This window comes from Bacteroidota bacterium (assembly GCA_018698135.1).
Lineage (GTDB): Bacteria > Bacteroidota > Bacteroidia > CAILMK01 > JAAYUY01 > JABINZ01.
This window is the reverse complement of record JABINZ010000192.1, coordinates 19,281-31,298: the sequence shown is the minus strand read 5'-3', so window position 1 is coordinate 31,298 and position 12,018 is coordinate 19,281. Positions and strand designations below refer to the sequence as shown.

General features: G+C 33.7%; 7 protein-coding genes. 5 read left to right on the top strand and 2 right to left on the bottom strand.

Annotated features, from left to right (window positions below):
* Window positions 1–32 precede the first annotated feature (32 nt).
* The gene (locus HOG71_12355) at window positions 33–398 is read left to right on the top strand and encodes an endonuclease domain-containing protein (GenBank protein ID MBT5991635.1); all 366 of its coding nucleotides are present in this window, start codon (window positions 33–35) and stop codon (window positions 396–398) included.
* 207 nt (window positions 399–605) lie between these two features.
* On the opposite strand, the gene HOG71_12350 is transcribed toward HOG71_12355, so the two are convergent.
* Window positions 606–2,057 (bottom strand): Do family serine endopeptidase, encoded by a 1,452-nt coding sequence (locus HOG71_12350; GenBank protein ID MBT5991634.1) that lies wholly within the window; start codon window positions 2,055–2,057, stop codon window positions 606–608.
* A gap of 233 nt (window positions 2,058–2,290) precedes the next feature.
* Here HOG71_12350 and HOG71_12345 point away from each other — a divergent pair, with 233 nt between their 5' ends.
* From HOG71_12345 to HOG71_12330, 4 genes are read left to right on the top strand one after another with little or no spacing between them, the layout of a single operon-like run.
* Window positions 2,291–3,991, top strand: coding sequence for a T9SS type A sorting domain-containing protein (locus HOG71_12345; GenBank protein ID MBT5991633.1), 1,701 nt, complete (start codon window positions 2,291–2,293; stop codon window positions 3,989–3,991).
* A gap of 4 nt (window positions 3,992–3,995) precedes the next feature.
* The gene (locus tag HOG71_12340; protein MBT5991632.1) at window positions 3,996–6,872 is read left to right on the top strand and encodes a T9SS type A sorting domain-containing protein; all 2,877 of its coding nucleotides are present in this window, start codon (window positions 3,996–3,998) and stop codon (window positions 6,870–6,872) included.
* A 2-nt stretch (window positions 6,873–6,874) separates the two neighbouring features.
* On the top strand, window positions 6,875–9,760 hold the full coding sequence (locus HOG71_12335) for a T9SS type A sorting domain-containing protein (protein MBT5991631.1): 2,886 nt from the start codon (window positions 6,875–6,877) through the stop codon (window positions 9,758–9,760).
* Window positions 9,761–9,791: 31 nt separating this feature from the next.
* The gene (locus HOG71_12330) at window positions 9,792–11,231 is read left to right on the top strand and encodes a T9SS type A sorting domain-containing protein (GenBank protein MBT5991630.1); all 1,440 of its coding nucleotides are present in this window, start codon (window positions 9,792–9,794) and stop codon (window positions 11,229–11,231) included.
* Between the two features lie 106 nt (window positions 11,232–11,337).
* Here the strand turns inward: HOG71_12330 and HOG71_12325 are convergent, their stop codons facing one another.
* Window positions 11,338–11,958 (bottom strand): YihA family ribosome biogenesis GTP-binding protein, encoded by a 621-nt coding sequence (locus HOG71_12325; protein MBT5991629.1) that lies wholly within the window; start codon window positions 11,956–11,958, stop codon window positions 11,338–11,340.
* Between the last annotated feature and the right edge of the window lie 60 nt (window positions 11,959–12,018).

Sequence of the window (12,018 nt, the reverse complement as noted above, 5' to 3'; positions counted from 1 at the left end):
GAAGGGGTTAGGGGATGAGTTAAATTCAAGCCATGAATAAATGGGACGCTATAAAAAACACAGCTCGAGATTTGAGGAAAAATCAAACTCCAGCTGAAAAAATACTATGGAACATTCTAAGAAATAGAAAACTCGGAGGAAAGAAGTTTCTCAGACAGCATCCAATTGTGATAAAAGACTCAACCCAACCAGAGTTTTATATTGTTGATTTTTATTGTGCAGAGTATAAATTGATTATTGAATTAGATGGTAAGATTCACGATTTCCAAATGGAATATGATCAAGATAGAGAAGCAGTTTTAAAGAATTTGGGATATAGAATCATTCGCTTTAAAAATAAAGAACTTGGTGATATCAATTTAGTATTGGATAGGGTGAAAATTAGTTTTGAAGTATAGGTGTTAGGAACTCATCCCTAGCCCTTCTCTACTGCGTAAAGAAGGGAACACATTGTACTCCTATATATTTGTGAATAAATTTATATTTTGAAGTAGGATCAATTCCCCTTCTTTGATTTTTTAGAGAAGGGGTTAGGGGATGAGTCAAAAAAAGGCCATCCCGAATTATTCGGAACAGCCTTTATAAACTCTAACCTTAAATCAAAACTAATCACTTAATCCAAAGCCATAATATGCTTTTGAACCATCAGGTTCAATTCCTTCAATAAGTACGCCATCTTTGGCACTTCCAAGAAATTCATATACATCTTCAATTTTAATGACTCTTTTTCGATCAATTTTCGTGATCACAAAGTTTTTAGGAATGCCTGCAGATTTCATTTTTCCACTGGAAACATTACTCACCCGAACTCCATTCTCAAGACCCATTCTGGCTTTTTCTTTTGCAGTTAACTCAGCAAATTCAGCACCTAGTTCACGTCTTAATTCATCTGTTTTATCAATAACAATTTCTTCATTGCCTTTGAAATCTTTAAGAGTTACACTAAATACTTTTTCATTTCCGTTTCTGATTAAAGTGACGTCAATTTTATCTCCAGGTCTGTTAATGAAAACTTCTTCTTGCAAAGCTTGCACTGAGTTTACTTTCCTGTCATTGATTTTTATTATTATATCGCCCTTTTTTATTCCAGCTTCTTTTGCAGCACCTTCTGCAACAACATCCTGAATATATACACCTATAGGTTTATCCAATTTGTTATCCTTGGCAATTTCAGTAGTTACTTCAGAAATATTTACACCAAGTAAACCGCGTTGTACTTTTCCATATTTCTTAATATCATTAATAACCTTAATAACAATATTTGAAGGCACAGCAAATGAATAACCTTCATATTGCCCACTTCTGGAAGCAATAGCTGTATTAATGCCAACAAGTTTTCCTTCCACATTTACTAAGGCTCCTCCACTATTCCCGGGATTTACTGCGGCATCAGTCTGAATAAATGATTCTATTGCAGAACCACCACCTAATATTCCAATGCTTCTGGCTTTGGCACTAACAATACCAGCGGTTACAGTCGAGTTTAAATTAAAAGGATTTCCAAGTGCTAGCACCCATTCACCAACTTTCAATTCATCCGAATTTCCATAGTCTAAAATTGGTAAGTCCTTGGCATCTATTTTTATTAAAGCTAAATCGGTTTGTGGATCTTTACCAATTACTTCAGCCATGTAAGTTCTTTTATCGTATAAGCTTACTTCAATTTTATCTGCATCAGCTACAACATGATTGTTTGTCACAATATAGCCATCAGATGATATGATAACACCTGAGCCACTTCCTGATTGTGGATATTTAAACATTTTTGGATCAAGGAACTCAAAAAATGGATTGCCTTTATGTGGATTTTCAACTGAACTAGCATCAATCGTTGTTTTGATATGAACAACAGTTGGTGTAATGTGTTCGGCTATAACTGAAAAATCGAATGTGGGTATTGTAATTTGGTCGACTGTAAAATTAGTAAGATTGCCTGGTTTGTTGCCATCGGTATTCTTGTCATTATTATCAATTGACATGACAATTCCAACGCCAATTATTCCACCTAAAATCCCTGCAATTAAGAGTAGTATTAGTTGTTTCCCTATTTTATTCATGTTTTTTTATTTTAAATCAAGAATCAAATTGGCAAATGATATGCCAGCAGAATAATTTTGACATTTTTTAACAAATTGTCTGATTGTAAAATTAAACAAATATTTTATGTTTAATGGTTACTTTTGGTCTGACATATATACTAAAGGATGTTAATACGAATTTTCCTGAAAAGGTAAAACTCATTTCTCTTATGCTTGTAGTGAAAAATTTCTTATCAATAAACAGAAATCTTATGAAAAAACAGACTTTTCTAGCACTTGCTCTATTTATCTCTTTATCATTTTTTGTAAAAGCACAAACTGGCTATCTTGGAGGTGATATTACCTGGACGTGTATAGGTTCCGATAGTTTTATAATTAAAATGGTCTTGTATAAAGATTGCAATCAAGCTGCAATGCCAGATTCTATTCAAATGCCTATTAAGTGTAAATCAACAGGCACTTTAATTCAAAACCTTACAATAATGAAACCACCTCCGGTTGATATTACACCAACTTGTGGAGCAACTTCAACACGTTGTCAGGATCCCAACAGTACTTTTCCATATGGTATCGAACAATACACTTATTCAAAGTTGATTGTAATACCAAGTTCAGTTAGTTGTTGCGAAATTAGTATGTCGTATACAGCTTGTTGCAGAAGTAAAGCATTCACAAATATTCAGGGAAATAGTCCTTTTCATTTGGAAGCATGGTTAAACCGATGTATTTCTCCATGTGATAATTCCCCGAGTTTTACGAATCCTCCCATTGCTATTATTTGTAAAGATCAGGATTTTGTTTTTTGCCATGGAGTTGTAGATATTGATGTTGGAGGAAGTGGAGGCTTACTCGATTCCCTATCATATGAGTGGGTGGCTCCAAAAATATCATCTACTGCTATTGTTACCTATAATAGTCCATTTACATTTGATAAATCCATGTATTTTTGGGGATATCCAAATGAGAAATTACCATTTCCTAGAGGATTTCATTTGGATCAAATTTGTGGTGGAATTCAATTCAGACCGGATTCTTTTGGCTTTTCATCTATGGCAGAGAAAGTGACTGAGTTCCGTAATGGGCAAAAAATTATTGGTGAGACCACCCGCGAAATTGCCATTATTGTAATTCAATGTCCAAAAAACAATGCACCTGTTTTAGCTGGGCCCTATTATAAAGAAACATGTGCTACTTCTACAGTACACTTCAGTATTCACACAAATGATTACGATTCAAAAGATACTTTATTGATAAGCTGGAATGGAAGTATTTCAGGAGCTTTATGGAATGATAATAATAAAGTAGTAAAACATCCAACAGGAACGCTCTCTTGGACACCTGCTAAAGAAGATGCCAGTGACATTCCTTATGTTTTTACGGTTACAGTAAAAGATGATGCATGTCCGGTAAATGGGAGTGCAACAAGAGCCTATCAAATTTTAGTAAAACCTCTGCCAGAAGCAGAACATACCAAAATTGACAGTGGAGGAGGTCTTTATTATTTTCATGCAAAAACGATTGTTGGAAAGAATCCTTCTTACACATGGGTTGGGAATTTCAATCCGGGATTTGTTTTTGCCGGACCTTCCATGCATTATAAATTTGATAAACCAGGGAAATATCCATATACGCTGCAGGTTGAAACTCAGCAATGTCAGCGCATTTATTTTGATACTTTAGTTTATGATACCAATGTGTCGATATCTCCAGTAAAAGCAAAAAAATTAGTGGTTTATCCAAATCCAGCAGGTGAACAAATCCTGTTAAAGTTTGAAAATCCTGAAGTTATTCGAGCAATTAGTGTTTTCAATTCTTTAGGCGAAACTGTATTGCAAAAATCAAAAACTAATTTACCCTATTTATTGGACATAAGCTCATTAAATACAGGAGTATACATCCTTCAACTTGATACGCAAACTGAAAAATATTGGAAGCGTATTTTAATAAAATAGCCCTATGAAAAAATTACTTTTAATCTTATCCATTATTTTAGCAAGCTTCTCTTTAAAAGCCATTCATATTACCGGAGGCGAAATTGAATGGAGCTGTGTTGGTCAGGACAGTTTTCTGATTACTACAACTCTATATCGAGAATGTGCCACATTGTTCCCAAGTAATCTAACGGTTACTATCAAGTGTGAGACCGGTGCATTATTGGCTTCAGAAACTATTACACAACCCGCAGAAACTGATATTACACCTACTTGTGCTTCTTCATGCAATAAATGCACACACCCTCAATTTTGTACTTTTCCATATGGTATTTCAAAATTTGAGTATGTAAAATTATTTGTATTATCTAATGCTGGAAGTTGTTGCAACTTATTGATTAGTGCCAGTATGTGTTGCAGAAGTGATAATATTACAACTGGAGCATCGAGCAATGACATTTTATATCTTAATGCTAAACTTGATAGATGTTTATTTCCAATAAATGCCTCCATGGAATTTGCCGATGATCCCACTACTTTAATCTGCTTAAATCAAAATAGTTTACTCAATTATCAAATAAGTGCGCAAAGTGATATTGTAGCAAATTCAACAACAGATTCTGTTTCCTATGAACTGACAGATAATTGCACTTATTCTGGCTCATATTCTTATGACAAGCCTATTTCATTTTGGGGCTTCCCTCAAAAAAATAATTATTTGCCGAAAGGTATTCATATGGATAACAGAAATGGATTTTTATTATTTAATCCGCAAAAAGTTGAACAAACTGTTGTTGCCGTAAAAGTTAAAAGATTTAAAAAAGTAAACAATACATGGATTAAAATTGCCGAAACCATTAGAGATCATCAACTAATTGTTATGTCTTGTACGGGAAATAACTTACCTATTATTACTGGCGATTATTATGAAGAAATTTGTGTAGGCGATACAATACAATTAAGCTATATGGTCTATGATAAGGATATAAATGATTCACTTACATTGATGTTGGATTCATTTGCATCAGGTGTTCAATGGTCAATAACAAAATATTCCCAAGATAGTTTGTTGGCAGTTTTAAACTGGGTGCCATCAGAGCAACAAGTAAGTTCTATTCCCTATACTTTCGTTGTCAATGCACACGATCAACATTGTCCTATAAATGGACATGATTACAAAAAAGTGCAGATAAGGGTAAGATCTTCAAATTTGAAACCCGGATTTACTATTCTTGATCAAAATTGCGGCAAATACATACTTGAGTATAATTATAAAAAAGTTCCTGCAGCTATTGTTAATTGGCTTATAAATGGAGACACAATCTCACAAAATTTCAAATGTTCTTTGGATTTTAATCAAAGTGGATTGTATCCCTTGGATATTATAGTCGAAGATCAATTTGGGTGTGTGCAGAAGTCTGTTGATACTTTTAATGTCCAAAATGTCCTTAAAGTTGAATTGCCAATAGATACTATTATTTGCATGGGAGATAGTATTCAAATTCAAAGCAAAGTTATAGGAACAAGCTCACCACTATCCTATTTGTGGATAGGAGGGGATACGAACTCTTATCTAAATACGATACCCTTATTTAAAGATACTTACTTTCATTTATCAACTTCAAATACCGATGGCTGTAGTGATGAGGATTCTATATTAATTAAAGTCGATGACTTTGGTATTTCACTTTCTCAGGATACAATTACCTGCCCTGGTAATCCAGTAGAACTGAGAGCTACATCGCAATTTGATGAAGGCCAAATAGTATCATCTTTCAGTTGGCTGGATTTGTCTTGCACATGCCCACAAGGACACACCGATAGTATTATCGTTTATATGCAAGGTACTTTTAGTTGTGAAGCGATTAATGAAAATGGCTGTATGGACAAAGATACAATTGTAGTTATTTATGATAAAGAACCTGAGCTTAGCTTTTTGCCGATTCCAGATATTTGCCTGAATGATGAAAATCTGGCTCTCGATAGTTTTGTATCTCCAAAAGGAGGAATCTGGTATGGTCAGGATACTATTATTGTTAAAAACAATATGTTGCAGGTAAATAAAGCACAAGCTAAACATTATTTGCTTTTTTATTCCTACACAGATACAACCACACAATGTTTCACTTTCGACAAAACAACTGTTGAGATAAAAGATTATCCTAATATCAATATGATTCAAGCCTTTAGTTTTTGTAATGTAGACAAATACTATGATTTGGAGCCTTATATTTCGCCTGTTGGAGGAATTTGGAGTGGTAGCACAGCAATTGGTTTTGATCATTTTTTCAATCCATCCAAAGCAAATTCAACGAAACCATTAGTTTATAAAGTTACTGATTCCAATGGTTGTGTAAATAGCAAGGAAATCTATTTTAATTTGAATCCACTACCGATTGTAGATTTTGTTGCTGATAAAGATACAGGAACTCTGCCTTTGCAGGTTCAGTTTTCCAATCAAAGTAGCATAAGCTCTGGTATAATTACTGATTATTTATGGTATTTTGGTGATGGAGATAGTTCGTTTTTCGAGCATCCAACTCATACTTATCTAAATCAGGGATTGCTGGATGTAAAACTAATTGCTATCAGTGATTCAAGCTGTATTGGTGAATTGACAAAAGAGCAATTGATAGAGGTATTTAGTTCATTAGGTAAACATCCTGATCAAATTGTGCAAATCTATCCAAATCCTGTCTCACAAAGTTTATTTATTGATTTGGGAAAAACTACTATCAGTCAATCAATTTCCTTATTTAATACCCTAGGCGAAAAAGTGTTCTCTCAAAACGAAAAAACACTTCCTTGTACAATTAATGTTAGTACTTTTAAACCAGGCGTTTATCTTCTTCAGATAGAATTAAATGAGAATCAGTTTCAAAAGCGAATACTAATTGAATGATTATGAGAAAGTTGTTTTTTGTTTTATTAATTGTATCCTTAAGTTTTTTTGCAAAAGCCACCCATCAATATGGTTCTGATATTACTTGGACTTGTGTGGGTCAGGATAGTTTTTTGGTTAAGTATACTTATTATCGAGATTGTAATGGGATTCAAGGTTCAACAAATACACTTAATATTAGAGATCATAGTACTAACACGTTGATCAGGTCTGAATCATTAGCATTTTCTTCTACAGTTGATATTACTCCCATTTGTTCAAGCATTGATTCAAGGTGTAATGGTAATTCAACTTTTCCATATGGAATAGAAAAAAAGATTGCCCTCAAAGTAGTTTATCTTGGAAATGTTGGTAGTATTTGTGAAATCAGGTTTGAGAACTATGGGGATTCAAGAGTTGGCACATCAAATTTATCCAGTGGAGGAGTAGGCGTTTTTGTTTATTCAGTATTAAATCGATGTTTAAGTCCTTGCGATAATAGCCCACAATTAATGAATGATCCTATCTTATTAGGTTGTATTGGTACTGATTTTCATTACAATATTGGAGCAAATGATCAGGATAGAGATTCCATCGGCAATTTGTCGGATTCAATTTCGTATGAGCTTAACCAACCACGTAATAGTTATGGTACTACTATAAGTTATTCGGGCAGTTATAGTTATGATAAACCATTGTATTTCTGGGGATTCCCAAATGCAAATGCCACATTACCACATGGTACTGGCTTTCGTCTTAACAAGCAAACTGGAGATATCGAATTTCGACCAATGAAAATTGAAAGCACATTCTTAATGTTAAAAGTAATTGAATGGCGAAAAATTAGTGGAGTGTATGTGAAAATAGGGGAAGTTAATCGAGACATAGCTTTTCAGGTTATTTCATGTCCTCAAAATAATAAGCCTCGATTTTCTAACTTAAACACATTACGAATTTGTGCAGGTAATAATCTAGTACTACCAGTTTTATATACTGATACTGACTTCCATGATACTGTTCAATATAAATTAATTCAAAAACCAGCAGGGAGCACATGGTCAGATAACAATTTAACAACTAGGAAAGCAAGTGGTACTTTATATTGGCAAACAGATAGCTCAGATATTTCTGTAAACCCTTATACGCTTACGTTACAGATATATGACAATAAGTGTCCAGCTTATGGGCAATCCTCAAAATCTTATTTGATATATGTTGAACCTTCACCAAAGGCCGAAATAGAGATCTTACATGTTGGAATAAATAAATATGAATTAAAAGCAATCAATACAAAAAGTGTCATATCCTACAAATTGTATGTTAATAACAAGCATGTAAAGTCGAATGCTGATTATTTTTTAATTATAAATAGTATTGGCTCATATCCAATCAGATTGGAAGTGGAAGGAAGTGGATGTACAAAAGCTTATTTTGATACGTTAGAAATTCTGAAAAAAATTAAAGTTGAATTACCGAATGACACAGTAATTTGTAAGAATGGGAGCATTTCAATTACTCCTATAGTTTCGGACTCACTTAGCCATGTCAGTTATATATGGAGTACTGGAGATTCAACATCTTTTTTGCAACTAAATTCTTTGGTAAAGGATACACTTGTAATTTTAGAAGTAAGAGATTCAATGTTTTCCGATACAGATAGCATGTGGATTAAAGTCGATGACTTCAATATTTCTCTATCTCAGGATACAATTACCTGCCCTGGTAATCCAGTAGAACTGAGTGCTACACCCCAATTTGATGAAGGTCATATAATTTCATCTTTTAATTGGCTGGATTTGTCTTGCACTTGCCCCAAAGGACATACAGAAAGTATTATTGTTTACATGCCCGGTACTTTTAGTTGTGAAGCGATTAATGAAAATGGCTGTAAGGATAAAGACACTATAATAGTTTTTTACGACAAAGAACCCAAGATTAACTTTTTACCTATTCCAGATATTTGCCTGAATGATGAAAATCTGGCTCTTGATAGTTTTGTATCTCCAAAAGGAGGAATCTGGTATGGTCAGGATACCATACTTGTTAAGAATAATGTGTTAAGAGTTAATAAAGCCGATGCAAAATCTTACTTGTTATTCTATTCCTATACAGATACAGCAACCCATTGTTTCACTTTCGACAAAACAACTGTTGCGATAAAAGATTATCCTAAAATCAATATTATTCAAGCATTTAGTTTTTGCGATGAAGATGAATACCTTGACTTGGAACCTTATGTTTCGCCTGATGGAGGAATTTGGAGTGGTAGCACAGGAATTGGTTTTGATCATTTTTTCAATCCATCTAAATCAAATTCAACGAACCCATTAGTATATAAAGTTAGTGATTCCAATGGTTGTGCAAATAGCAAGGAAATCTATTTTAATTTGAATCCTCTACCGATTGTAGACTTTGTAGCTGATAAAGATACAGGAACTCTGCCTTTGCAGGTTCAGTTTATAAATCAAAGTAGTATAAGCTCTGGTATAATTACTAATTATTTATGGTATTTTGGTGATGGAGATAGTTCGTTTTTCGAGCATCCATCTCATACTTATCTTAATCAAGGATTGCTGGATGTAAAACTAATAGCTATCAGTGATTCAACCTGTATTGGTGAATTGACAAAAGAGCAATTGATAGAAGTTTTCAGCTCGCTACATGAAAATCACGAACAATTCGTTACAATTTATCCCAATCCAGTATCAGATAAGTTATTCATTGATGTTGGAAAAATTACTAATTGTCAATCAATTTCAATATTTAATACCGTAGGTATGAAAGTGTTGTCGGATAATAATGCTAAATTACCTTGTACAATAGATGTTATTGGTCTGAAACAAGGAATTTACTTTCTTCAGTTGGATTTGAATGAATTTCAGCTTAGTAGGCGAATATTAATAGAATAGATTTTGAAATCAACATAAATATTTTCATCAGATGAAAAATTTACTTTTAACCTTATTATTGATTACTACTGGGTTTTTGGCAAAAGCTAGTTTTATGGCTGGCGAAATAGGCTGGACACAAATAGGGCAGGATAGTTTTTTAATTGAGGCAAAACTTTACAGGGATTGCAATGAAGAAGAGTTCAAGCAAAAACTGTTGTCTGTAAATTATGCAAAATCGGGTGCTTTGGCTAAAAAGATAATCCTAGAACAGGTTGCAACAAAAGATGTAACACCCGTTTGCAAGCATTGCTGTACGCGTTGTGATAATTTATCATGTTCTTTTCCTTTTGGTTTTCAGGAATGTATATACCAGGGTGTTTTAGTCATACAAAGATTACCAACAGAATGTGAAATTATCCTGCGAGTTGACGACCTGTTTTTCAATAAAAATATTATGACCCTAAAAGAGGGGCAGGCTGCTGTATTGGAGTCCAGGATAAATATTTGTTTGAAGTCTAAAGTAAATTCGCCAGACTTTCAATCTTTGCCTACTCAGATTTTCTGCATCGGACGAGATATTGAAGTTGATTTGGCATGCTCAAATGAAAAGGAGTATGATTCCATTGTCTATTCCATGAAAGAAATACCTGCAAATACAGGGCATCCAATTAGCTACAGCGATAACTATAGTTATAGTAAACCTATTTACTATTGGGGGTTTCCAGATCAATATCCATTTCCCAGAGGTTTTGTTTTGCATGCGCAATCGCAGAAATTACGTTTTCGACCCATGAAAATTCAGACTACGGTTTTTATGGTTGAAGCATCTGTATATCGTGGTGCTACTCGACTTGGACTTGTAAACAGAATTTTTCAATTCATTGTTCTGAGTTGTCCGAATAACAATCCTCCTGTATTGTCGGGTCCATATTACAAAGAGGTTTGTGGAGGAGATACAGCTAAGTTTATTATTCATTCAAATGATTATGATTCAAAGGATACATTAAGGCTAACTTTAAATAACAAAATTGCTGGTGTACATTGGTCTGATAATAATAATCAAACAAAGCATCCTACAGGAACTTTTTTATGGGCAACAACTACTACAGATATAAGCACTATACCCTATAGTTTTTCAGTTTCTGTTGTCGATGACGCTTGTACTATGGAGGCAACTTCTAGTCGTGCCTATCAGATTTTAGTAAAGAAATGTGGTTCAACAGACATTGAGGTAGATTTTATACGGGACTTTTTGATTTATCCCAATCCTGCTACTACCTATCTGTACATACAGTCTTATCATTTGGATTTAAGCATTGGTGAAATTGAATTGTTTTCAGTAAGTGGAGACAGGCTTTATCATGTTACTGATTTACATGAAAAATGGCACAGAATAAATATCGAAAAGCTAAACAAAGGAACATACATTGTAAAAGTTACTCCTTTAATTGGGAAACACCGAATTCAAACTATTCAGATTTATCGATGAGATTGCGTCTTTCCACTTCGTTCCATTCGCAATGACGAATAGGAAGCAAAGCAATTCTACAATATAACAATTTAACAGTTTAGCAATTTAACAGTTTAGCAATTTCTTAATCCTTCAACAATTCAACTTCCTTATTGAGTTGATCAATATAACTGGTTATCTTTTCAATTCCATCTTTGGTATTTGCTGATGTACGGAAAGAAGGGGGGAGTTCTTCCCACTCTTTTAGCAGTTCTCTTTCGAATGCCTGTATGTTTTGATTGATTTTGTTCAATGTACTTTTATCCGTTTTGGTATACACAATTGCGAAAGCCACTACATTTTCACCCAGAAAGTTGATGAAATCAATATCAATTTTTTGCGGAGGAATATTGGGATCCACCAGCACAAACACATTGACCAAGTTTTTGCGATTATTGAAATAATCACTCAACATTTCCTGAAATCCAACTCGATCAGTTTTAGATGCTTTTGCATAACCATAGCCAGGTAAATCCATTAAATTCCATGCATCATTGATCCTGAACAAATTAAGCATTTTTGTTTTACCGGGTTTTTTTGAAACCAGTGCTAACTTTTTCTTATCACACAAGGCATTTATCAGTGATGATTTTCCAACATTAGACCGCCCAATAAAAGCATATTCATGACTTTTTTCAAATACTAATGTTTTCCATGTTGGCTGACTTGAAATATACTCTGCTTTTTTGATTATTTTTTTAATCATCTCTTTGATAAATAGTTTGTTGTGTAGATATGTTTTTCTCCAATATAATTAATATGAAGA

What these genes read in the sequence shown, in the direction of transcription:
- HOG71_12355 (MBT5991635.1), top strand. Translation starts at nt 33, where the DNA reads ATGAATAAATGGGACGCTATAAAAAACACAGCTCGAGATTTGAGGAAA.
- HOG71_12350 (MBT5991634.1), bottom strand. Translation starts at nt 2,057, where the DNA reads ATGAATAAAATAGGGAAACAACTAATACTACTCTTAATTGCAGGGATT.
- HOG71_12345 (MBT5991633.1), top strand. Translation starts at nt 2,291, where the DNA reads ATGAAAAAACAGACTTTTCTAGCACTTGCTCTATTTATCTCTTTATCA.
- HOG71_12340 (MBT5991632.1), top strand. Translation starts at nt 3,996, where the DNA reads ATGAAAAAATTACTTTTAATCTTATCCATTATTTTAGCAAGCTTCTCT.
- HOG71_12335 (MBT5991631.1), top strand. Translation starts at nt 6,875, where the DNA reads ATGAGAAAGTTGTTTTTTGTTTTATTAATTGTATCCTTAAGTTTTTTT.
- HOG71_12330 (MBT5991630.1), top strand. Translation starts at nt 9,792, where the DNA reads ATGAAAAATTTACTTTTAACCTTATTATTGATTACTACTGGGTTTTTG.
- HOG71_12325 (MBT5991629.1), bottom strand. Translation starts at nt 11,958, where the DNA reads ATGATTAAAAAAATAATCAAAAAAGCAGAGTATATTTCAAGTCAGCCA.